Source organism: Microbacterium deminutum (assembly GCF_039530205.1).
GTDB classification, from domain to species: Bacteria; Actinomycetota; Actinomycetes; order Actinomycetales; family Microbacteriaceae; genus Microbacterium; species Microbacterium deminutum.
Genome location: NZ_BAAAOG010000014.1, coordinates 1 through 22578, shown reverse-complemented (window position 1 = coordinate 22578; position 22578 = coordinate 1). Strand labels below are relative to the sequence as shown.

The 22578-nt window shown below is 68.0% G+C and carries 19 protein-coding genes, 2 tRNA genes and 1 pseudogene; 12 read left to right on the top strand and 10 right to left on the bottom strand.

Going from position 1 to position 22578, the window contains the following annotated elements:
* The first annotated feature begins 542 nt into the window (after window positions 1-542).
* Entirely contained in the window at window positions 543-2372 is a 1830-nt protein-coding gene (locus ABD212_RS18570; RefSeq protein ID WP_344097606.1) for a DUF262 domain-containing protein, read from the top strand.
* A gap of 691 nt (window positions 2373-3063) precedes the next feature.
* Here ABD212_RS18570 and istB read toward each other — a convergent pair.
* Complete coding sequence (gene istB / locus ABD212_RS18565; protein WP_344097603.1) at window positions 3064-3861, bottom strand: IS21-like element helper ATPase IstB; 798 nt, start codon at window positions 3859-3861, stop codon at window positions 3064-3066.
* Window positions 3861-5071, bottom strand: a pseudogene (gene istA, locus ABD212_RS18560) (IS21 family transposase). Before istA ends, istB begins: the two are co-directional and overlap by 1 nt.
* 287 nt (window positions 5072-5358) lie before the next feature.
* On the opposite strand from istA, the gene ABD212_RS18555 reads away from it, so the two are divergent.
* Window positions 5359-6489 (top strand): tyrosine-type recombinase/integrase, encoded by a 1131-nt coding sequence (locus tag ABD212_RS18555; protein WP_344097601.1) that lies wholly within the window; start codon window positions 5359-5361, stop codon window positions 6487-6489.
* Window positions 6490-6697: 208 nt separating this feature from the next.
* Here the strand turns inward: ABD212_RS18555 and ABD212_RS18550 are convergent.
* A tRNA-Arg gene (locus tag ABD212_RS18550) sits at window positions 6698-6769 on the bottom strand.
* 394 nt (window positions 6770-7163) lie between these two features.
* Between ABD212_RS18550 and ABD212_RS18545 the strand changes: the two genes are divergently transcribed.
* From ABD212_RS18545 to ABD212_RS18535, 3 genes are read left to right on the top strand one after another with little or no spacing between them, the layout of a single operon-like run.
* On the top strand, window positions 7164-8318 hold the full coding sequence (locus ABD212_RS18545; RefSeq protein ID WP_344097598.1) for an NAD(P) transhydrogenase subunit alpha: 1155 nt from the start codon (window positions 7164-7166) through the stop codon (window positions 8316-8318).
* Window positions 8318-8617 carry an NAD(P) transhydrogenase subunit alpha part 2 gene (locus ABD212_RS18540; protein WP_344097596.1) on the top strand — a complete coding sequence of 100 codons (300 nt, stop codon included), beginning with the start codon at window positions 8318-8320 and terminating at the stop codon, window positions 8615-8617. The genes ABD212_RS18545 and ABD212_RS18540 overlap by 1 nt, the downstream gene beginning before the upstream one ends.
* A complete protein-coding gene (locus ABD212_RS18535) occupies window positions 8614-9993 on the top strand; it encodes an NAD(P)(+) transhydrogenase (Re/Si-specific) subunit beta (protein WP_344097593.1) in 1380 nt (459 codons plus the stop codon). The genes ABD212_RS18540 and ABD212_RS18535 overlap by 4 nt, the downstream gene beginning before the upstream one ends.
* A gap of 15 nt (window positions 9994-10008) precedes the next feature.
* Here the strand turns inward: ABD212_RS18535 and ABD212_RS18530 are convergent, their stop codons facing one another.
* From ABD212_RS18530 to ABD212_RS18520, 3 genes are all read right to left on the bottom strand, one after another.
* Window positions 10009-10371, bottom strand: coding sequence for a histone-like nucleoid-structuring protein Lsr2 (locus ABD212_RS18530; protein ID WP_344097591.1), 363 nt, complete (start codon window positions 10369-10371; stop codon window positions 10009-10011).
* A gap of 218 nt (window positions 10372-10589) precedes the next feature.
* Window positions 10590-11444 carry a helix-turn-helix transcriptional regulator gene (locus tag ABD212_RS18525; protein ID WP_344097588.1) on the bottom strand — a complete coding sequence of 285 codons (855 nt, stop codon included), beginning with the start codon at window positions 11442-11444 and terminating at the stop codon, window positions 10590-10592.
* Window positions 11445-11566: 122 nt separating this feature from the next.
* Complete coding sequence (locus ABD212_RS18520; RefSeq protein ID WP_344097586.1) at window positions 11567-12103, bottom strand: methylated-DNA--[protein]-cysteine S-methyltransferase; 537 nt, start codon at window positions 12101-12103, stop codon at window positions 11567-11569.
* A gap of 197 nt (window positions 12104-12300) precedes the next feature.
* Between ABD212_RS18520 and ABD212_RS18515 the strand changes: the two genes are divergently transcribed.
* Window positions 12301-16002, top strand: coding sequence for an AAA family ATPase (locus tag ABD212_RS18515; RefSeq protein ID WP_344097636.1), 3702 nt, complete (start codon window positions 12301-12303; stop codon window positions 16000-16002).
* A complete protein-coding gene (locus tag ABD212_RS18510) occupies window positions 15989-16183 on the top strand; it encodes a hypothetical protein (protein WP_344097584.1) in 195 nt (64 codons plus the stop codon). Before ABD212_RS18515 ends, ABD212_RS18510 begins: the two co-directional genes overlap by 14 nt.
* 19 nt (window positions 16184-16202) lie before the next feature.
* Here the strand turns inward: ABD212_RS18510 and mscL are convergent, their stop codons facing one another.
* From mscL to ABD212_RS18495, 3 genes are read right to left on the bottom strand one after another with little or no spacing between them, the layout of a single operon-like run.
* Complete coding sequence (gene mscL, locus ABD212_RS18505; protein WP_344097582.1) at window positions 16203-16613, bottom strand: large conductance mechanosensitive channel protein MscL; 411 nt, start codon at window positions 16611-16613, stop codon at window positions 16203-16205.
* A 34-nt stretch (window positions 16614-16647) separates the two neighbouring features.
* The gene (locus tag ABD212_RS18500) at window positions 16648-16965 is read right to left on the bottom strand and encodes an FmdB family zinc ribbon protein (protein WP_344097580.1); all 318 of its coding nucleotides are present in this window, start codon (window positions 16963-16965) and stop codon (window positions 16648-16650) included.
* A 17-nt stretch (window positions 16966-16982) separates the two neighbouring features.
* Window positions 16983-17579: a 5-formyltetrahydrofolate cyclo-ligase gene (locus ABD212_RS18495; RefSeq protein ID WP_344097577.1), complete on the bottom strand. Its 597-nt coding sequence runs from the start codon at window positions 17577-17579 to the stop codon at window positions 16983-16985.
* A 93-nt stretch (window positions 17580-17672) separates the two neighbouring features.
* Between ABD212_RS18495 and galU the strand changes: the two genes are divergently transcribed.
* Genes galU through ABD212_RS18480 form a run of 3 tightly spaced genes read left to right on the top strand, consistent with a single transcriptional unit; the run spans window position 17673 to window position 20148 of the window.
* On the top strand, window positions 17673-18560 hold the full coding sequence (galU, locus tag ABD212_RS18490; RefSeq protein ID WP_344097574.1) for a UTP--glucose-1-phosphate uridylyltransferase GalU: 888 nt from the start codon (window positions 17673-17675) through the stop codon (window positions 18558-18560).
* 22 nt (window positions 18561-18582) lie between these two features.
* Window positions 18583-19212 (top strand): GNAT family N-acetyltransferase, encoded by a 630-nt coding sequence (locus ABD212_RS18485; protein ID WP_344097571.1) that lies wholly within the window; start codon window positions 18583-18585, stop codon window positions 19210-19212.
* Window positions 19213-19269: 57 nt separating this feature from the next.
* A complete protein-coding gene (locus ABD212_RS18480; RefSeq protein ID WP_344097569.1) occupies window positions 19270-20148 on the top strand; it encodes a large exoprotein in 879 nt (292 codons plus the stop codon).
* A gap of 27 nt (window positions 20149-20175) precedes the next feature.
* Here the strand turns inward: ABD212_RS18480 and ABD212_RS18475 are convergent, their stop codons facing one another.
* Window positions 20176-21366 carry an amidohydrolase family protein gene (locus ABD212_RS18475; RefSeq protein WP_344097567.1) on the bottom strand — a complete coding sequence of 397 codons (1191 nt, stop codon included), beginning with the start codon at window positions 21364-21366 and terminating at the stop codon, window positions 20176-20178.
* Window positions 21367-21458: 92 nt separating this feature from the next.
* Between ABD212_RS18475 and ABD212_RS18470 the strand changes: the two genes are divergently transcribed.
* Window positions 21459-22325 (top strand): LLM class F420-dependent oxidoreductase, encoded by an 867-nt coding sequence (locus ABD212_RS18470; protein ID WP_344097565.1) that lies wholly within the window; start codon window positions 21459-21461, stop codon window positions 22323-22325.
* Window positions 22326-22392: 67 nt separating this feature from the next.
* Window positions 22393-22465, top strand: a tRNA-Ala gene (locus ABD212_RS18465).
* Window positions 22466-22578: the final 113 nt, after the last annotated feature.

Genomic DNA, 22578 nt, shown 5'->3' with positions numbered 1-22578 from the left:
CGAGCGTGACTGTCGAGCCTCCCCCAGATATCGATCCACGAGAGTCATACGATGCGGAGTAGTGGTGGCCCGCCTTTCGCACGATCTGTTCGCAAATCTCGGGCATGGAACCAACGGGCACGCCGACACGACGAGCGGCCGCTACGAATACATCACTGGGAAGACTCGAGCCGACCGAGACGACTTGCCGGCGGAGACCCAGCATCCGCGTGACGTCATCGAGCACATCCTGCTTAGTCTCACCGCCATGGAACCCGTAAGAGCCGACGCGATTCGAACCGGCGTCCGACGCCGTGGTACAGATCGAACACAACGCGGGGTCCATGAGGTGGATGCACTCATCCATTGCAGCGATCCTGTCCGTTCCACTCGAGGTAACCAACCTGCGTTTGAGCGATCGCGAATCGGCGATTCTGCCGCTCGACGACCGAGATTGACTTCACAGTCAACTCTACCGAGTCCGCGAGCGCTCCCCGATCGGCCACCACCCTGCGACGACAGGCGCCAAGTAGGCTAACGCTCGACTGAAAGGCGACACACGCATGCACGCTGAGGAGATCGAGGTCGAGAAGCTGTTTTCGAGCGATCGGCAGCTGTTGATTCCCCTGTGGCAGCGACGGTACTCATGGAAGCGAAGCGAGTGGCAAGACCTATGGCTGGACTTGGTCCGAGTCGCCACAGCTGCCGAAGCAAATGAGAAGCTGAACCACTTCATCGGAAGTGTCGTCTTGCATGCCCAGGAAGGCACTGGCATGCCATCGGAAGCACAGCGATTCCTCGTGGTAGACGGTCAGCAGCGGATCACCACGTTGACACTTCTCATATGCGCGATTCGCGACCACATTGCGCGCTCGGAGAGCGACGACCCTGCCCGTCAGGCTCTGAAGGACTTCTACACGTCGCGCTACCTTCGCAACACCACGTTAGGACCCGAATACCGCGATCGACTCGTCCTTCAGCAAGCCGATCGCAGCGCGTTGACGCAGGTGATCGACGGCGTGCCTGGCGACCAAACGTTGGTTGAGCAGGCATATCAATACTTCTCGACCGAACTCTCCAACCGAACAAGTGAGCAAGCGCTGACCCTCATTACGCACATCGCGAAGCGGCTCAGCGCTGTCTGGGTCGTGCTCGAGGCAGGAGACAACGCGCACCGAGTGTTCCAAACTCTAAACTCGGGCGGTCGACCCCTGGAGCAGGCGGACCTTGTGCGCAACTTCTTCTTTCTCTTGCTGGGTGAGGAGGGGGAACAGTTCTACAGCGAGCACTGGCAGAATCTCGAGGCTGACGTGCCGCCGGCCGAGATCGAAGACTACTTGGTCGCGTGGGCAATCAGTCAAGGTCACGGCGGTTCGAAGGGAGCGCTCTTCGCCTATTTCCAGAAAGACCTTGGGAGCGTCGAGGGCTCACCCACGGCCGTCTACTCGTATGGACAAGAACTGACGGGTGCGGCACGCCTATTTCGTTACATTCGGCGCCCTGGTGAGATGTCCGGAATTTCTGTCGGGACCCGACGTTCCCTTCTCACGCTGAGCAGGTGGGGAACCGTCCCTGCAGAAGGCCTCGTCCTACACTTGCTCCGTCGGTTCACAAGCGGTGCGATGGACGACAGCCAGTTGGGCCTGAGTATTGAAATTGTTCTGAGCTTCTTTGCGCGGCGGTTCTTGGCCGGGTACGCCCCCAATCGGCATAAGTCCATCTTGGTTCGGGCCGCGCACAAACTTACGAAGCAACCTGACCTCGCCGGTAATGACGTCGTTGCTTTGCTGCGTGCGGTGCTTTCCGGTGGCGAGGACGAGAACTCCTGGCCGTCGGATGCTGTTCTTCGCGACCGAGTCACTAGTACCCCTGTGTACACCCCCACACGTAGCAAGTGGGCGTTCTTGGTGCTCGAGCGGATCAACCGCACCTTCTACGCGTATGAGGCGCACGTGCCGAACCTCCTAGGCAGCAGCGACTACACGGTTGAGCATGTGATGCCGCAGACGCTCTCGCTCAAGTGGGAGCACGACTTAGTGGACTGGGGAGTGGAGAGTCCCGCCGCTCTGCACGAAACGCACCTTCACGTCCTAGGTAACCTCACACTATCTGCGATCAACTCACACCTTCATAACCGTCCACTTCCGGAAAAGCTCTCGATGCTGGAGGACGACACGTCGTTCAAGATCAACGGTGCGTTGCTCGATTACCGGCGCTGGGATGGCCAGACGATCGATAGTCGGGGACTAGACCTCATCGAACGCGCGATTGACAGCTTCGTCCCTCCGCTCTCTAGGGAGGAGATTCAGGCGCTTGGAATCGTGATTGACGAAGGCGAAGTTGGTAGTGCAGACGAGGACGACGAAGAGGAGGGGGCCGACCTTCTCCCCTGATCGCTGACGCACGCAGCTGCCGCCGGCACTAGACGCTGACAAAGTCCCTTGCCCGGAATCCCAAACGACCTGGTCGCTGCGGCCGTGCCATTTCCGCCAGGTGGGGGCAACCCTCGTCCAGCAGGTTCCCCATCCAGCACGTCGCCGCCGACACAGGTTCGAGCTCATGGTCTGAGCTGCAGCGCGGCCGAGGCTGCACTAGCCCTCGGTCGTGCTTTACAAGCGAGACGTCGCAACAGCAGTGGGACAGTTCCTCGGGGTTTCGGAGCGCCCGCAATGGTTCTCAGCGGGCTCCAAAGTGACCGCGGATTTCCAGCGGGATATTGGCCCCGTGCTGGGCGTCTTGGACTATGGCCCCACCAAGGTGCGACACATGCGGGCGATCCTCGAAAGTCTCGCGGTACCGTGGAGCGTGGCGCGGCATTCATCCGAGGAGAGGGCAAACCCCGGCGGAAATGTTACAAGAGAGGCGTACAAAGACTTGCTCGAGGCGCTCTACGCGGAGCGCGCTGAAGAGGCGGTGGCCGAACAGAGTTCTCGGCGGGCAGAGATATCCAACCGACAACCAGCCACCCAGCGATCGCGGTCGACGCAGTGCTCGACGCCGAACGGTTGCTAAGCGAAGCGCGCTGTCGGCGGCGCTTGAATCCTGACGTTTTCGGCGCTCGAATAGTGAACGGTTGCGGGCAGTCTAGCCAGGGGTTTCGTCGGTGGTGGTGCGGATGCTGGGGAGGCTGTCGATGCCTCGTCCGCGGAGTCGGTAGCTGGCGCCTTTGAGGGTGAGGACGTCGGCGTGGTGGACGATGCGGTCGATCATCGCGGCGGCGACGGCTTGGTCTCCGAAGACCCCGCCCCAGCCGCTGAACGGCAGGTTCGAAGTAAGGATCAGCGAGGCGTGCTCGTATCGGGATGAGACGAGCTGGAAGAACAGGTTCGCGGCGTCTTGTTCGAACGGGAGGTAGCCGACTTCGTCGACGATGATCAGCCCGTAGCGCCGCAGCTTCGTCAGCTCGGCTGGCAGTCGGCCGGCTCGGTGGGCGTCGGTGAGGCGGGTCACCCAGTCGGTCGCGGTGGCGAAGAGGACTCGGTGGCCGTGCCGGGCGGCGACGATCCCGAGCGCGGTCGCCAGGTGCGTCTTGCCGGTTCCGGGCGGTCCGAGCAGCACGACGTTGCGGGCTTCGGTGAGGAACCCGCCCGAAGCTAACGCGGCGACTTGCGGTCGGGTGGTGGGTTGCGCGTCCCAGTCGAAGTCCTCCAGGGTCTTGCGGGCAGGGAACCCGGCGGCTCTGATCCGCAGTTCCGCGCCGGACGCGTTGCGGGCGCTCACTTCGCGTTCCAGGACGGCGGCGAGGTAGTCCTCGAACGACCAGCCCGCGTCCCGTGCCTGATCGGCCATCCGGGTGGCGGCTTCGGTGATCCGAGGTGCTTTCAGTGCGCTGGCGAGATAGGTGATCTGCTTCACCGACTCGGCCGGCTTCGACCCGCCCATCAGCTGATCCCTCCTTCGACGAGCCCGAACGCGCGGTCGTAGTCGGCGAGGTCGCGGGCCAGGTCGTCGCCGACCGCCGTGAGGCGAGGCTGCTGAAACTCGCGTCGCAACGCCGCGGCCGCGTCGCGATGCTCCGGGTCGGTGACCACCATGCCTCGCGTCCATGCCCGCGGATGATCGGCGATGAGGCGGCCGTCCAGCCGCACCCGGACCCGTTCCAGGTCCGCGGTCACGTCGACGATCCGGCCGATCGCGCGGGGGTCGACGGAGTAGTCGTTCGTGTCGATCCGGACGTAGTAGTCGCGGCCGAGGCGGATCCGGTTACGCCAGCCCAGATGCAACGGGATCGGCGGCAACGGCAGCATCGCCGCCAGGTCGGCATCAAGCCGGTCCGTGGGGCGGCGCCGAGGGTGCGCACCACCCGCCGGTTCGCGCGGCCCAACCAGTCGGTGAACTGCTCGTTGAAATCCGCCGGCGACGTGAACGAACGGCCCGGCATGAACGAGGTCTCGAACCAGCCGTTGCGTCGCTCCACGACCCCTTTGGACTCCGGATCCCGTGGTGGCAGCAACACCAGCTTGGCGGCGAGCGTGCCCATGAACGCGTCGACGCCGGCCGCGTGACGTTTCCCGCGGCCGATGCCCGGCTCGTTGTCCCAGATCAGCCTGCGCGGCACCCGCCCGAGCTGCTCGATCAGCTCCCACGACCCCAGCAGCAGATCCTCGGTCTTGCGGGTCGGGATCATCCTCCCGGTCACGAACCGCGAATGCGCCGGCGTGATCACCAGCACCGGCAGCAGCTTCGCCGTCCCGTCCTCGAGCGAGATCTTCTCCGGCGGGAACCACAGATCGCACTGCGCCGCATCCCCGGGCGCCCAGACCAGCCGGTCCGCGGGATCGATGCGTTGCTGCTCCGGGCGTAGCCGTTTCACGTTGTCCCGGAACCAGCGGATCGACCCCTCCCAGCCCACCCGTTCGGCCAGCACCGTCGCCGGCATCGTCGGGGTCTCGACCAGCAGCTCGCGCACTCGCGCTTCGAACGGAGTGAACGACGTCGGCCTCACCGACCGCTCATACCGAGGCGGCGACTCCGAGGCCACAGCCTTGATGACCGTGGTCCGCGAGATCCCCAACCTCGCTGCGATCTTCGCCTTCGGCTCACCCTCCGCGGCAAGCCTCCGGATCAACGCCCAATCCTCCAAAGTGATCACTCTCCAATCGTTGAGTGTTCACTTTTCAAGCGCCGCTACTGTCCAGTTTTCGAGCGCCGCCGACACGCGCAGCGCGCGAGTCTGCAAGGAGTGAGCGGCGAAAACGGAGCCGGGCACGTTTGCCACACTCTCGGCGTCGGAGGGATGCGAATCACTCGCTGGTCACCGACACTTTCCAACGGTCGCCAGCATCGCCCTGCATCCCGAATCGGCTTCGTTGACGCGGTTACTCAGATGTCGGACATGGCCCGATACTGACAGTCAAGCCGGCACGAGTGGAGGTCGAGATGGGCAGCGTCACCCCGTACGAATCGGCGAAGGGTCGCCGCTACCGCTTTCGCTATCGCCGGCCGGATCGCACCGAGGCGGAGAAGCGTGGGTTCACGACGATCCGCGAAGCAGAGCTCTACCTGGCCATGGTCACGGTGTCGAAGGCGAAGGGTGAGTACATCGACCCGGCCTCGTCGCGGGTTCCCGTCCGGATGTTCGCAGACAGCTGGTTGCGATCCAAGCAGCCGCCCATGTCGAAGCCTTCGTACTACATGACGCTCGAGCGTGCATGGAAGAACCACGTCGCCCCGGTGTGGGCAGACAGAGAGATCTCGTCGATCCGACGCTCGGAGGTTCAGGATTGGGTGTCCGAGCTCGCGACGCGGAGGTCGCGCACGGTCGTCCTTCGCTCGCTGGGGATCCTTGCCGGAATCCTCGATGTCGCCATCGACGATCGTCGCCTCGCAAGCAATCCGGCCCGCCACGTGCGCAACCTTCCTCGGCACGGACCGGGCAAGCGCCGTGTCTACCTCTCGCACGACCAGGTGGCGACGCTGGCGGCGTGCTCGGCACATCCGACTCTCGTCCTGACGCTGGCGTACACGGGCCTGCGCTGGGGCGAGGCGACGGGGCTGCGTGTGCGCAGCGTGAACCGGCTGCGTCGACGCTTCGTCATCGAAGAGAACGCGGTCATGATCGCCTACGAGATCCACGTTGGCACGCCCAAGACTCACGAGCGGCGCTCCGTCCCCTACCCCGAACGCCTCGCACCTCTGATCGAGGAGGCGTGCGCCGGCAAAGGCCCCGAGGGCCTGTTGTTCGGAGACGGGATCGACCACATGCGCAACTCGGGTGCGCAGGGATGGTTCGCGAACGCGGTCCGGCGTGCGCAGGCGTTCGATCCGTCGATCCCACGGCTCACTCCTCACGACCTCCGTCACACGGCTGCATCTCTCGCGATCAGCTCGGGTGCGAACGTGAAGGCCGTGCAGCGGATGCTCGGCCACGCGTCGGCCGCGATGACGCTCGACACGTACGCCGACCTCTTCGACGACGATCTGGATGCCGTCGCGTCGCGGCTCAACGACGCCATGCCGCTGGTCGCACTGCCGTCGGCTCCACAGACCCGCTACGCTCGCCCGCGGTGACCGCAGAGAGCAGAATGCTCAGTTTTTCGACGAGGCAGAGGTCGCGGTAAATGCTCGATTTCGGCGCCATGAGGCCTCGAACGAAGACCTTTGCAGGTGCTCGTAGCTGCCCTCGGAGTTCTCAGAATGCGGGCAAAAAGCGGGCAAAAAGCGGATTTCTGTGGTCTGACCTCAGAAGAAATCCCTGGTCAGAGGTAAAAAAACACGGTGCCCCTGGAGGGACTCGAACCCCCAACCGTTTCCTTAGGACGGAACTGCTCTTCCATTGAGCTACAGAGGCTGGCGGCACAAGTCTATCGAGACAGACTGGGGGTCCCGCGCAGCGCGGGAACCCCGACCATGGAGCGCCAGAGCCTTCGGCGGCGACAGTGTCACGGCATCCGGCCGCGACGGCGCTACGGCCTCCGACCACCGCCGCCACCGTCAGGACCACCGCCCATCTGCGACTGCAGGGTTCGACGCTCGTTCTTCGGCTTGTTCCAGAGATACGCATGCCACCTACGACCCCCGTCGCCGCCGGCTATGAGCGCCCGATGGACGGCTATGAGGATGCCCGGCACCGTGGTGCGTGCGACGCGCACAACGATTGCGCTTCTGCGGACCCCGATGGGGCATCAGGTCGTTACGATTCCGGGAGGGCCGCGACGTGGCAGTCGCGGCGGGAGTGAGGAAAAGTGCCAGTCGTCGTACGCGTCCGCGCCGAGCACTCGCCGGGCGAGAAGCGGGTCGCAGCGAGCCCCGAGAGCGTGCGAAAGCTCGCCGCTGCCGGCGCGAGCGTCGAGATCGAGTCCGGAGCGGGCTCGGGGGCCTTGATCTCGGATGCCGCCTACCGCGACGCGGGCGCGCAGATCGTCGAACCCGGCACGCCCGTCGGTCGGGGCATCCTGTTCCATGTCCGTCCGCTCCTGCCCGCCGAACTCGGCGCGCTGCCGCAGGGGATGGTGACGATCGGCGTCATCGATCCGTTCCAGAACCTCGGATCCGTGGCGGCGGCGCGGGATGCCGGCATCTCGGCGTTCGCCCTCGATCTGCTGCCGCGCATCTCGCGCGCGCAGTCGATGGACGTGCTGTCGTCGCAGGCGCTGCTCGCCGGCTATCGACTGGTGACGCTCGCGGCAGATGCCTTCGGGCGCATGTTCGGCATGACGATGACCGCCGCCGGAACGCTCGCCCCCGCGCGGGTGCTGGTGCTCGGGGCCGGTGTCGCAGGCCTGCAGACCATCGCTACCGCCAAGCGACTCGGCGCCGTGGTGTCGGCGAACGATGTCCGCGCCGCGTCCGCCGACGAGGTGCGCTCGGTGGGTGGCACGTTCATCGACCTCGACCTGGGCACCGCCGACGCGGCCGGCGGCTACGCCAAGGAGCTGGCCGAAGATCGGGCACGTCGCCAGCAGGAGCTGCTCGCGCCGCATGTCGCGGCATCCGACATCGTCATCACCACCGCCGCGGTGCCCGGGCGCGCGGCGCCGCGGCTCATCACAGCCCAGATGGTCGCGGCGATGAAGCCGGGTTCGGTGCTGGTAGACCTCGCCGCGGAGTCGGGCGGCAACATCGAAGGGTCCGTGGCGGGGGAGCGCCGCGCGGTCGCGGTGGCGGGCGGACTTGCGACGCTCATCGGGGTGCGCGACATCCAATCGGATCTCGCGCCGGATGCCTCGAAGCTCTACGGGATGAACTGTGCGAACTTCGCGGCGCTCATCGTGAAGGAAGGGCAACTCGTGCTGGATTTCGACGACGAACTCGTCGCGGGAAGCGCCGTCACGCATGACGGACGAATCGTGAGCGACCGGGTGGCTGCCGCGCTGCAGCCGGTGGAGGACCCCGCCTGATGGACGCCTTCGCCCTCATCACGATCACGATCCTCGCGATCTTCCTCGGCTTCGAGGTCGTCTCCAAGGTCTCGAGCACGCTGCACACGCCGCTCATGAGCGAGGCGAACGCGATCCACGGCATCATCCTGCTCGGTGCGATCATGGTCGCCGGCCAGGCGGAGGATGCGCTCTCGCTGACGCTGTCGATCATCGCAGTGCTGCTGGCGACCATCAACGTCGTCGGCGGTTTCGTCGTCACCGACCGCATGCTCCTGATGTTCTCGGCGAAGCCGCGCCGCGCGGAGGTGGCGCCGTGAAGCTGCTTCCTCCCGAGGTCGTCACCGCCTCGTACATCCTCGCCGCGGTCCTGTTCATCCTCGCGCTCAAGGGCCTCGGCAATCCGCGCACCGCACGCCGCGCGAATCTGCTCGGGGCGGGCGGTGCCGCCATCGCGGTGCTCGCATACCTGCTGAGCGTCGAGATCCGAAACCTCTGGCTCATCGGCCTCGCCGTCGGGGTCGGTGCAGTCATCGCCGTGTTCGCGGCGCGCCGGGTGCAGATGACCCAGATGCCGCAGCTGGTCGCGGCGTTCAACGGCGTCGGCGGCGGCGCCGCGGCCCTGGTCGCGCTCGTCGAGGCGGGCCACAGCGAAAGCCCGTGGACGCTCGTCGTGGTCGCGGTGACGGTGCTCATCGGTTCCGTTTCGCTGACCGGATCCTTCGTCACGTTTGGCAAGCTCCAGGGCATCATGACGACGCGGGCGGTGACATTCCCGGGCCTGCCCGTCATCATGGTGCTGCTCGTGGTCGCGGCGGTCGGGCTCGGCGCGGCTCTCGTCGTGACCGGGGACACGCTGTTCGCGTTCGTGCTGGCGGTGACCGGTCTGATCCTCGGGGTCCTGCTCGTGCTGCCGATCGGCGGCGCGGACGTCCCGATCGTGATCTCGCTGCTCAATGCCTTCACGGGACTCGCGGTCGCGGCATCCGGTCTCGTCCTCGCGAACGTGCTGCTGCTCATCGCGGGCACCCTGGTCGGGGCGAGTGGAACGATCCTGACGATCGCCATGGCGAAGGCGATGGGGCGCACCGTGACGGGGATCGTGTTCGGCGCCTTCCGCGCGCATGTCGCGGGCACGGCGAGCGACACCGCGAACGACCGGCCGGTGCGGACGATGGATCCCGACGACGTCGCAATCCTGCTCGACTACGCCCAGCGTGTGGTCATCGTGCCGGGATACGGGCTCGCCGTCGCCGGCGCGCACCACGCGGCGGCGGAGCTGGCGGAGCTGCTCGGCTCTCGGGGCGTGGACGTGGTGTTCGGCATCCATCCCGTCGCTGGTCGCATGCCGGGGCACATGAATGTGCTGCTCGCCGAGGCGAATGTGCCCTACGAGTCGCTCGTCGAGATGGACGAGGTGAATCCGAGGTTCAAGACGACCGATCTCGTGCTGGTCGTCGGCGCGAACGACGTGGTCAATCCCGCGGCGAAGACCTCACCCGGATCGCCGATCTACGGCATGCCGATTCTCGCCGTGGGCGATGCGCAGCAGGTCGTGTTCCTCAAACGCTCGCTGAATCCCGGCTTCGCCGGCATCGAGAACGAGCTGTTCTACGACCCCAAGGTCTCGATCGTGCTCGGAGACGCCAAGCAGACGCTCACGAAGATCCTCTCGACGGTCAAGACGGCCGCCTGACCCGGACCGCGTGCGTCAGTGCGCGGCTTCGTATGCTTCGAGAACGGATGCCGGCACCCGCCCGCGCTCCGAGACCTGGTACCCGTTGTCCTTCGCCCACGCCCGGACCGCGCTGTAGTCCTGCTGCCCGGGTCGACGACGTCGGCGGGCACTGCTGCCGCCGCCGCTCGCGGATGAGGACGCGCGGGATGACGAGATCGAGCGCCCAGCCGCGACAAAGGGGGCGAGTGCGGCGCGGAGCGCGCCGGCATTCTCCTCGGTGAGGTCGATCTCGTACGCGACGCCGTCGAGCGAGAACAGGACGGTCTCGCCGGATCCGATCTCGAGGATGGTGCCATCGAGGTCGTCAACGAGTTGATGCACAATTCTTCGGGCCATATCTGCACAATACGCCCTATTTGTCGCAGGAACCATTCGCACAATTCGCCGGGCGCATTCGCCGCCGGCGTTGGCGGCGTCTTACGCGCGACGAACTCCGAATTTCGGACGATCACGCGATCCTCGGACAATCGTCGCCCGAACCGGCCGGAATATCCGTCATTCTCCGAATCTCGGAACCGCGTCGCCGGGTCGGCGCCAATCCGACAGAGAGCGCGTCAGGGCAGGATGCCGGCGCGCCGCGCACGGGCCACGGCGGCGTGGCGGGTGGAGGCATCCAGCTTCGCCATCGCGGACTGCAGGTAGGACTTCACCGTGCCCTCCCTGAGGTCGAGCTGGGCGGCGATCTCGGCGTTGGTCGCACCAAGCGCCGCGCACGCGAGGACGTCGGTCTCGCGTGGCGACAGCCTCATGTCGGCATCCTGCTCGTGACGACCGTCGTGCGACAGGGCCGCTAGGCGCCGCTCGATCGCCGCCAGCCGATCGCGGAGCGTGTCGTCCTCGACGGCCGCGGCGATGCTGCGCAGCTCCGCATAGCTCTCACGCAGCGCTTCGCGCGCAGCAGGGGCCATCGCTGATGCCTCGGCAGCGTGTGGCACCGCGGCCAGTCGTCGCCGCACCTCTTCGCGCACGCGCAACTCGGTCGACAGCGCTTCGGCAACGGCGAACGCGGGTCGCGCGACGCCGTCGCCGACGGGTGCCGCGGACCAGGATCCGCAGTACACGATCCCTCGAGCGCGCGCCCCAACCACGACGGGCACCGCGAGAAGGGTCGTGATCCCCTCGCCGAGCACCGCACGGTCGTAGTCGTGGGTGATGCTGCGCGACGATCGGTAGTCGAGAGCGAGTCGCGGACGCTTCTCGACCAGGGCGCGGCCTCCGAGGCCTCGGGTCGCATGGACGACGAGTCCCTCGAGGCTGCGGGTCCGTGCGCCGACGATCGACGTGATGTGGACGGCGTCGCCTTCTTCGAGCCCGCCGAAGGCGACGGGAAACCGGGTTCGCCGCGCAAGCTCCGTGACGGCGCCGTGCACGAGCGAGAGGTCGCTCGCCGTGTCGGCGCGTCTGGCCATGCGCTGCCTGCTTCCGGGTGACGGCATCCGCGCCGTTTCGTCCGTAGACGATACCAGGGAGGTCTGAGCGCAGAGCGCGGCCCGGACGGACTCCGCCGTCCGGGCCGCGACGCGCGGACGGCCTACTCGTCCGCGTCTTGCCCCCGGGCCTCCCGTTCGAGGTCGATGAGGAACTGCTTCACCTCGGGATGCCCGCCGTACTCGCCGAGCGAGCCGTCGGAGCGCACCACCCGGTGCACCGGCACCACGATCGAGAAGGGCGTCGTCGCGCAGGCGGTGCCGACGGCGCGCGCCGCGCGCGGACTGCCCGCCTGGATGGCGACCTCGCCGTAGCCGGCCGTCTCGCCGTACGGGATGTCGCGCACGGCCCGGAGCGCCTCACGCGTGAATCCGCGCACCAGTCGCCAGTCCAGCGGGATGTCGAACTGCCGACGCGCCCCGGCGAAGTACTCGTCGAGCTGCCGGGCGGCCGCGGCGGCGGCATCCGTCTCGGCACGCTCCGGAGCCGCGCCCAGACCGCGGGCGACGTGAAGGAGCTCTTCGTCCACGGCGTCGTGGACCGGGTGCAGCGTGACGATGCCTACGGCGGTCGTGACGATCAGGATGTCGCCGAGCGGCGACGGGTGGAGGTGGAACCAGGACTCGACGGTGGGGGTCATGCGACCATCCTCGCCTCGCGTCCCGCCGCGCAAGCCATGGATCTCCGAGCATGTGCAGGAGGCGGGCTCCGAGCTGTCTGGGGAGGAACCGCTGATCACTCGGCATGTCTCAATACGGCGAAACTCGGGTCTGCTGCCGGGAGCCGGTGACCACCCCGCCTAGTCTGGCTCGTGTGTGGCGAGCAGAAGGCACCGCCGTGGCCGGCGAAGACGGAGCCGACCCGGGTCCCGTGGTGACACCTGGCGACCTCGCGGTCGCCGAGCCGGATGCGACGGTCAGTCACGTCGCGGAGCCCGAGCGGGATCGCCTCCGGCAGCAGATGGCGGCGCTCGGTGGCAGATCCACTCTGCTGCAGTTCTCGGATGCCGCCGACGCGTCCATCGAGATCACGAAAGCGCATCCCGGCAGCCTTCCGCAGTTCATCACAGGGCGCTCGACGCTGTTGTCGAACCTCTTCCGCGACGAGGTCGCGCTGCGCACCGCACGCCTCGCGGCCGAGCGGATCACCGCGAAGCACCTCGAGCTGCGGACGACGCGAGGCCTCGAGCCGGTCCACCTGGCGGTCGGGCTCGCCTCCTGGCGGATCGGCGGGCTGTCATGCTCGGCGCCCGTGCTGCTGCGGCCGCTCGCGATCCGGCGCCATCAGGCGGACTTCGAGCTCAAGTCACACGGCGAGTTCGTCGTGAACCCCGAGCTCGTACGTGCTCTGCACACGCACTTCGGCATCGAGCTCGACGGCGCGGCACTCGCTGCTCTCGCGTACGACGGCGGCGTGTTCAAGCCCCAGCCGGTGATCGACGAATTGCGCGGCGCCACGGCGACCATCGCCACGTTCACCGTCCAGCCGCGGCTGCTGGTGTCGACCTTCGCGGACGTCGGCGTCGAGATGGCACGGGATGCCGCAGATCTCGACCATCCGGTCCTCAACGCGCTTGCGGGCCATCCTGACGACCGTGAGACCGTCACCGCCGTCCGCGCGATTCCTGCGCCTACGAGCCCGGATGAACGGCCACCAGCGGCCGACACCCTCCTGCTCGATGCCGACGCCGAACAGGAAGCCGTGCTCGCGCGGATCGTCGGCGGCCAGTCCCTCGCGGTCCACACCCTCCCCGGGACGGGCGGGACGCAGACCGTGATCAACGCCGTCGGCGCGCTGGCGCGCGAGGGAAGGCGCGTGCTGGTCGTGAGCGCGCGCCGGTCGACGCTCGAAGGCGTCCGCCATCGCCTCGCGGGGATCGGCCTGCCCGGCCTTGCGGTGTCACCCCGATCTCTGCAGCGCGATCTGATCCGTGCGATCGGCCGCAACGAGAAAGCAGTGCAGCCCAAGGTCGCCGACATCGACGATGCGCTCGTCCGGCTGCGAGGGGTGCTGCGCGATTACCGGAGCGCTGTCACCGCGCGGCATCCCTCGCTCGGCGTGTCGGTCCTCGAGATCCTTCGCGCACTGGCCGATCTCGCCGCGAAAGACCCGGCGCCCTCGACGAGCGCCCGATTCGACGTCGGCATTCTGGAACGGCTGGCGCCCGCGCGCGCGGAGGCCGCGGCGAAGCTGGCCGCCGCCGCGAGGTTGGGCGAATTCCGCTTCGGGCCGGACGACTCGCCGTGGTACGGCGTCACTTTCGCCACGACGGAAGCCGCGCGGGCGGCGCACGCGCGGGCGGTGACGCTCCACAAGCGCGAGGTGCCGTCGCTCCTCGAGCGCGGCTACGAGTTGATCGCTCAGACCCGCATGCGACCATTCCAGACCATCGTCGAGCTCAATGCGTACGTCAGGCTGCTGCAGGGCATCCGCGATTCGCTGGACAGGTTCAGCCTCACGGTGTTCGAGCGGCCGCTCGGTGAGCTGATCGAGGCGCATGGGCCGCGGCGGGATGCCCCGTCGATGAGCGGCGCGAATCGGCGGCGGCTGCGCCGCCTCGCCCGTGAGTACATCAGGCCCGGGGTGCACGTGCCCGACATGTACGACGCGCTGGTGCGGATCCAGCAGCAGCGGACCGAGTGGCAGCGCCATGTCGACGTCGGCGTCACCCCTGACGTGCCTCTGGGGCTCGCCGACGTCCACGTCGCCTGCCAGCGTGTCCAGGCCGATCTGGCCGAGCTCGACGGCATCCTCGGCGGCCCCGGCGAAGATCCGCTGTCGACGCTCCCGGTCAAGCAGCTGGTGCGCACCCTCGCCTCGCTCGCGGCCGACTCCGAGGTCTTCGACAACCTCGTCGAGCGCGCCACACTGCGCACCGAGCTCGCGGCGCTCGGGCTCGAGCCGCTGCTCACCGAGCTGTCGATCCGGCACGTCCGCGAGCAGCGCGTGGCCGCCGAGCTCGAGTTCGCGTGGTGGCAGTCCGCGCTGGAGCATCTGCTTCGCGGCGATCGTGCGCTTCTCGGCGCGAACACGGCCGTGGTCGACCGCCTCGAGCGCGACTTCCGGCTCGTCGACGAGGCCCACGCCGGCGCATCCGGTCCGCTCCTCGCCGCGCAGCTCGCAACCCAGTGGCGCATCGGCATCGTGGACGAACCCGGTGAAGCCGAGGCTCTGAAGTCGTCACTCAAGCGCGGCGCGGTGACGGCGGCACAGGTGGCGGATGCCGCCCCGGCCTTGATGCGCACGCTGGCGCCGGTGTGGCTCGCATCCCCGTACGACGTGCCGCGCATCCCCGCCGCTCCGGCATTCGACGTCGTGCTGATCGCGGATGCCACGGCCCTGTGCCTGGCCGAGGCCGCGCCTGCGCTGCGCCGCGCCCAGCAGGTCGTCGTGTTCGGCGACCCGGTCACCCAGAAGCCGACGCCGTTCCGCATCGGGTCGGGCACCCCCACCGGCGACGACGCCTTCGACGAGCCCTTCGACCACACGAGTGTGTTCGAGCGGCTCGCCGAGCTGCTACCCGTCGAGACCCTGACCCGCAGCTATCGGGCCGGCGGCGAGGACCTCGCCGAACTCGTCAACGACGCGTTCTACGGCGGTGAGCTCGTCTCGCTCCCATGGGCCGGGTCATACCTCGGGCGCGGCAGCCTCAGTGTCGACTATGTCGAGGGCGGCACCGGAGCGCCGGACCCGATCACCGGCGCGGTCGAGAGCCCCGAGGCCGAGGTGCAGCGGGTCGTCACCCTCGTGGTCGAACACGCGGTCAACCGAGCCTCGGAGACGCTCATGGTCGTCACGGCGAGCACCAAGCATGCCGAGCGCATCCGCGCCGCCGTCGAAGTGGCGTTCGCCGGCAGATCGGATGTCGCCGACTTCGTCTCGCGCGACACCGCCGAGCCCCTGGCCGTGCTGACGCTCGAGGAGTCGGTCGCCGAGAGCCGCGATCGCGTGATCTTCTCGCTCGGATTCGGCCTCACCAAGCACGGCCGCGTGCTCAGCGACTTCGGCGAGCTGTCCACGCCGGACGGCGAGCGGCTCCTGACGGTCGGGATGACGCGCGCGCGTCGCTCCATGGTCATCGTGTCCTCGATCCGGCCATCGGCGTTCGACGACGGCCGGCTCGAGCACGGCGCCGCCACGCTCATGGGGATCCTGGGCGGACTCGCCGCCCGCCGGCGCGAGGCGCGACTCGAGGATCTCGCCGACCCGCTCACACTTGCTCTCGCCAGGGAGCTGCGCAGACTCGGCGTCTCGGTGGATGTGCACTACCGCGGGCTGCTTCCGCTCGTCGCCCAGTTCGAGGGCAAGGCCGTCGTCGCCGAGAGCGATCCGGAGACCATCGGCGAATCCCTGCGGGAGTCGCTGCGCCTGCGGCCGCAGATCCTTCGGCGCCTGGGCTGGCATTACGTGCGGGTGCATTCGTTCGACCTCTACAGCGACCCCGCTGCCGTGGCGGCGCGCATCGCCGCAATGCTCGGGGTTCCGCCCGAGGCGCCACGGGTCGAGGCCGACACCCAGCCCATCGATGTCTTCGAGTGACCGGCAGCGCATCGAGCGCGTCCCCGGCTCGCGCCGAGTGCGGCTGACCCCTGCGCCCGGCACCGCGCCCGAGCCGGTGCCTGCCGACGAAGGGGTGGATGCCGATCCCACAGCCGAGGGGACCGCGGCATCGGGTCCGAACGACGAGCGTCTGAAGGAGGACGTGCCGCCGCATTACTGACGCGGCGAAACGCGCCGGGTCAGCGCTTCTCGGTCGCCAGCAGGTCGCGGATCTGCAGGAGGATCTCCTGCTCGGTCGGAAGGTCGGAGGCTTCCTCCTCCGAGATGCCGGCCTTCGCGGCGGCCCGCTCCTTCGCTCTGTTCATCGGGAAGACGAACACGAAGTAGACGACCACCGCGACCGCGATGAAGTTGATGATCGCGCCCAGAATCGCGCCGAACGCGAACTCCACCTTGTTGCCGGTCAGTCCGGTCACCGTCCAGGTGACGTGACTCAGGCTGTCCGCCTGGAAGATCAGTGCGATCAGAGGATTGATCAGCCCCGTCACGATCGCGGTGACGATCAGCGTGAACGCGGCGCCGATGACCACGGCGACCGCCAGATCGATGACGTTGCCGCGCAGGATGAACTCCTTGAAGCCCTTGATCATGTGATGCTCCTCACCTGTCTCCGGCCTCCGCCGGTCACGAACCCGTCGACGCCGGGGAGGCCTTCGCCTCGGACTTCGATGATGACGAAGATGAGGACGACTCGCCACCCGACGAGCTCGACGACGAGGCCCCCGACGATCCGGAGGAACCGGCATCCGCCTGCTTCTTCTCGGCCGCCCGAGAATCGGTGCGGTAGAAGCCCGACCCGTTGAAGGTCACGCCGATCGAGCCGTACTCTTTGCGCAGCGGTCCGCCGCACACGGGGCACTCGACGAGCGCGGGATCGGCGAAGGACTGGACGGCGTCGAAGCGGTGTCCGCACTCTTTGCAGGCATAGGCGTAGGTGGGCATTCGGTCTCTCGAAGAGGTCAGCGCCGGGCGGGCGCGAGGACGATGGTCTGCGTGGGCGTCACCACGCCGGTGACGGGCTGGTCGTGCAGGTCGCTCGGGACCTCGTCGACCAGTTCGGAGTCGAAGACGACGGCGTAGACCGGGGGACACCGCTCCATCGAGCCGATGGTCTTGTCGAAGAATCCTCGCCCCCAGCCGAGGCGCATGCCGCGGCGATCGACGGCCGCGGCGGGGATGACGAGCAGGTCGACGTCGTTGACCGCGATGGGACCGAGCACGTCGCCGACAGGTTCGGGAAGTCCGAACATGCCCTCGGCGATGTCGCCGTCCGCAGTCGCCACCGACCAGTCGAGAAGTCCGTCGGCGCGGGTGACCGGAAGAAGCACCCGGATGCCGCGAGCCACCGCCCCGGCGACGAAGTCGCGCGTTCCGGGCTCGGTCGGGATGGACAGGAAGCACGAGATCGACCGCGCACCGAGCCGTTCCACCAGGGCGTCGAGCTGGACGCGGATGCCCGCGGCCGCGGCATCCCGAGCCGTCTGGGACATGATCTGGCGTCGCTCGCGCAGCTCGGCACGCAGGGCGCGCTTCGCATCGGCGATCGCATCGGACATGGGTCGATTCTATCCGCGGCGCATTCGGCCCCGTGCCGGTGCCGGCCACACCCCCGTCATTTGCCCTTAACACCGCCCAAGTAGAGTTACGGCATGTCCCAAAAGCAATTCAAGGCCGTCATCCCCGCAGCCGGACTCGGCACCCGCTTCCTTCCCGCCACCAAAGCGATGCCGAAGGAAATGCTCCCCGTCGTAGACAAGCCCGCCATCCAGTACGTCGTCGAAGAGGCCGTCGCCGCCGGCATCCGTGACGTCCTGATCATCATCGGACGCAACAAGAACAACCTCGCGAACCACTTCGACTCCGTTCCCGAGCTCGAGGACAAGCTCCGCGCCAAGGGCGACCACAGCAAGCTGCAGAAGGTGGTGCAGTCCAGCGATCTCGCCGACATCCACTTCGTGCGTCAGGGCGAGCCGAAGGGCCTCGGGCACGCGGTCCTTCGTGCTCGCGCCCACGTCGGCGATTCACCGTTCGCCGTGCTGCTGGGCGACGACCTCATCGACGAGCGCGACCAGCTCCTCACCAAGATGCTCGAAGAGCAGGAGTCCCGGGGCGCGACCATCGTCGCGCTCACCGAGGTCGACCCCGACCAGATCCACCTGTACGGCGCGGCCGCGGTCGAGGCGACCGACGACCCCGACGTGGTCAAGGTGACGGGTCTGGTCGAGAAGCCTTCCAAAGCCGACGCTCCGTCCAACCTCGCCGTGATCGGCCGCTACGTGCTCAACCCCGGGATCTTCGACATCCTCGAGCGCACCGAGCCGGGCAAGGGCGGCGAGATCCAGTTGACCGATGCGCTGCAGGAGATCGCCGCGGATGCCGACGGCCCCGGCGTGTACGGCGTGGTTTTCCGTGGCCGCCGCTACGACACCGGCGATAGGGTGGATTACATCAAGGCCATCGTGCAGCTGGCCGCCGATCGCGAGGACCTCGGACCCGAGCTGCGTCCCTGGTTCAAGGAGTTCGCGGCGAAGCTCTGACGTCGCCGTACGAGGGGGTCAAGTGGATCTGACGGCTCCTCGTCGGCATGGGCCGGTGGCCATCAGACTGGTGCGCCAGCGCGACGCGAAGGTGCTGCAGCAGGAGCTGCTCTCCAATCGCGCGTGGCTGAGGCCGTGGGAGGCGACCAGCCCCGACGGCCCGGTGTCCTTCGATATGCGCATGGGTGTCCGGCGGCTGTTGCAGCAGTACCGCGACGGCACCGGAGTGCCGTTCGTCATGGAGTACGAGGGCGAGGTAGCCGGCCAGCTCAACGTCTGGGGCATCGCTCGGGGCTCGCTGGCGTCTGCGACCATCGGGTACTGGGTGAGCAAGCGGTACGCCGGACGCAGCATCACTCCGACATCGGTCGCGCTCGCCACCGACGTCTGCTTCTCGGAGCTTCGGCTGCACCGCATGGAGATCTGCATCCGGCCGGAGAACGGCGCGAGCCTGCGCGTGGTGCAGAAACTCGGGTTCCGCTACGAGGGACTGCGCCGCCGGTACATCCACATCGACGGCGACTGGCGCGACCACTATGCCTTCGCCCTGGTGCGGGAGGAAGTGCCTGAGGGCGTTCTGCAGCGGTGGATCGACGGCCGTGCACCGCAGGATGCCGCCACCGTGCCGCCGGCCGACCGGCTGCACGCCTAACGGCGACACGCGACAGGATGCCCGGGCCACGGCATCCGACCGCCTACCGTGGGTCCCATGGGTGGGCAGGTGCTGGGCGGGGGCGTGATCGTCCTCGTCGCGGTGCTGCTCTGGCTGGTCTACCTTCTGCCGTCCTGGTACCACCGCCGCCAGTTCGATGCGGCCGAGCGGAACGCGGTGCGCCTGAACCAGGCGCTTCGCGTGCTGGCCGAGACGAGCGAGACTCCCGACGAGGTGCGACTGGAGCTCAACGCACGCACCGCACTCGCCCAGCAGAAGCTCGCCCGGCGGGCGCTCGCCGAGCGCGAGCAGACCGCGCTGGAAGAGTCGCGCGTCGCTCTCGAGCAGGCACGCTCCGAGCGGGCGGCCCTGCGCGCGGCGCCGGTCGCGCGTCGCACCCGAGCCCGCCGTCGCACGCGACTGGTCATCACGACGATGGGCGTCGTCTTCATCGGCGTGGCGATCTGGGGCGGCGTGGACGTCGTCCGCACCGGCTCGCAGCTGATGCTGTGGCTCGGCGTCGCTGGCGCGCTCGCTGCAACGCTCGTGGTGCGGCGGATGTCGCGCGTCGGCGCGCGGTCGGTGGCCAAGACGATGGATGCTGCGCGCCCCGCGCCCGCCGCGCTGCAGGATGTGGCGCTGGCCGGCGATCGGCGCGCGTGGGCGCCGCGAGACCTTCCGCGCCCGCTCACGGCCTCGGCGGGCTCGCGTGCTGCCGCCGTGCTCGACGCCGAGGCGGCGCACGCGGCGCTGCGCCAGGCTGCGGTCGAAGAGGAGATGCGCCGCCTCGCGGAGGTGCAGCAGCCGCCGTCGATCGAGTCCGCCCGTGTGGCGAGGGCCGCGGCACCGGAGTTCGCGCGGATGGGGTTCGTGGACGACGCCGAGATCGAGGCGCACGTGCGGCAGCTGCTCAGCCGTCGCGCTGTCGGCGAGTGAACGAGAGACTCGCGGGACGCTGACCCGTCAGGCCGCGTGGAGGATGCGCCCTGCGCCGAGCACTAGCTCGCGCCGGGGCGTCCGGACCAGCGCATCCATGGGGTTCTCGGCATCCAGCAGCACGATGTCAGCCCGCGCGCCCGGCACGATGTCGTGCACGGACAGCCCCGCGAACCTGCCGCCGTCGCGCGTGGCGATCTCGACGACGCGGAGCAGATCCTCGTCGCGGACGAGACTCGAGGACCGCGCATACTGCCACGCGATGCCGAGCAGGTCACCGGTGCCGTACGGGCTCCAGAGGTCCCGGATGCCGTCGGTGCCGAACGCGAAGCGCACGCCCGCCTCGTCGAATTCGTGCAGCGGCAGCTGCGGCAGCCGGAGGGGAGCGACGGTCGTCATCGTGATGTCGAGCGCCGCCATGGCCTGCAGCAGGTCGCGTCGGCGCGGGACGTCGATCTGCGCGATCGCGAATCCATGCGCGATGTTCACCTTTCCGTGGAGCCCCAGGGTGGCGGTGCGATCGATGATGAGCTCGAACTGGAAGGCACCGAGGTCCGCAGGGTCATGGAGGTGGATGTCGATGCCGGTGCCGTACTCGGCGGCGAGCCCGAAGATCGCGTCGAGCTGGCCGACGGGGTCGCGGTCGATGCTGGCGGGATCGATCCCGCCCAGGTGCTCGACGCCGCTGCGCGCGGCCTGGCGCATCATGTCGAGCACACCAGGGCGGCGCAGCACGCCGTCCTGCGGGAACGCGATGAGCTCCACCGTCAGCGCCCCGTCGTAGGACGCGGCGGCTTCGCGCACCGCCTCGATCGCGCGCACGTCGACATCCGGATCGACATCCACGTGCGTGCGGATCGCGGTCGCGCCATGTCGTACGAATTCCGCGAGCACGCGCTTGGTGATCTCGGCGCTCGGATAGCCGAACTCGCCGCGCCTCGACCGCTCGTAGCGGATCCGGCCCTCGGTGCCCCCTTCGCCGGCGTACGACTGCCACGGAAAGCCGAGCCAGGACATGTCGATGTGGGCGTGCGCGTTGACGAAACCAGGAAGCGCGAGCAGTCCGCGACCGTCGATCTCGCCCTCCTCCGCGGGCTGATCCGCGGCGGGTTCGACCGAGGTGATCGTGCCGGCTTCGGAGATTCGGATGTCGCTCGCCGCGCCTCCCCAGGGGCGGACGTTGCGGAGAGTCGATGCAGAGGTGGGCGGGGTCGTCATCGTTCCATCCTCGCGCCTCGTCCGACGACGGACAGGCAGGCGGCGGGATTCGCATCGGCCCTCGAGCGCTGGAACGGGCATAGCCTGGGCCGATGCAGGCAGGTGTCCACTTCTCGAACTTCTCGATGCCCGGCGCGCCCAAGTCGCTCCCGGCACTGATCACCGACACCGCGCGGGCGGCGGAGGACGCCGGGTTCGCGCAGTTCACGGTCATGGACCATTGGTTCCAGATGGATCGGGTGTGGGCGGCATCCGAGCCGATGCTCGAGGCCTACACGACCCTCGGGTTCGTCGCGGCCGGCACGTCTCGGATGCGGCTGGGACCGCTCGTGGTCGGGGTGACGTATCGGCATCCGGGCCTTCTCGTGAAGACTGCGACCACCCTCGATGTGCTGAGCGGCGGGCGTTCGATCCTCGGCATCGGTGCGGCCTGGTACGAGCGGGAGCATCTCGGGCTCGGTGTTCCGTTTCCGCCGGTCAAGGAGCGGTTCGAGCGCCTCGAAGAGACGCTGCAGGTGGCCCTTCAGATGTGGGGCGACGACGACGGCGCATACGAGGGAGCGCACTTCCGCCTCGCCGAGACGCTGGGCGAGCCGAAGCCCGTGAGCCGGCCGCATCCGCCGATCATGATCGGCGGCCGGGGAGAGCGGAAGACCCTTCGGATCGCGGCGCAGTATGCGCAGATCGTCAATCTCACGGCGACGGATCCTGAGGATGTCACGCACCTGCTGGATGTGCTCCGTGAGCATTGCGATCGGCTCGGCACCGACTACGACGCGATCGAGAAGACGGTGATCGCGGCCATGCTCGACCCCTTCGCGCCCGCGTTCATCGAGAACGCCGCAGCTCTCGCCGCCCTCGGGATCACGATGATGGTGATGAGCCCGCGCCCGCCGGATCCGCTCGGCTGGGTGGCGCGGATGGCGGACGAGGTGCTGCCGACGCTCGCCGCGCTCTGATGCTCGTGGCATCTCCTGCGACGAGCAGGACCCCTCCTTGCGACGTGATAACCTATCGGAGGTTCAGGGGCCTGTGGCGCAGTTGGTAGCGCGCTTCGTTCGCAATGAAGAGGTCAGGGGTTCGAATCCCCTCAGGTCCACCGTGTGATGAGTCGCGACATAGGAGTCATCTGAGTCGCGACATAGGTGACATTCAACGAGAGCCCGGCCATCGGCCGGGCTCTCGTTGTTGGTTGCGCCAGTAGGTTTTGTC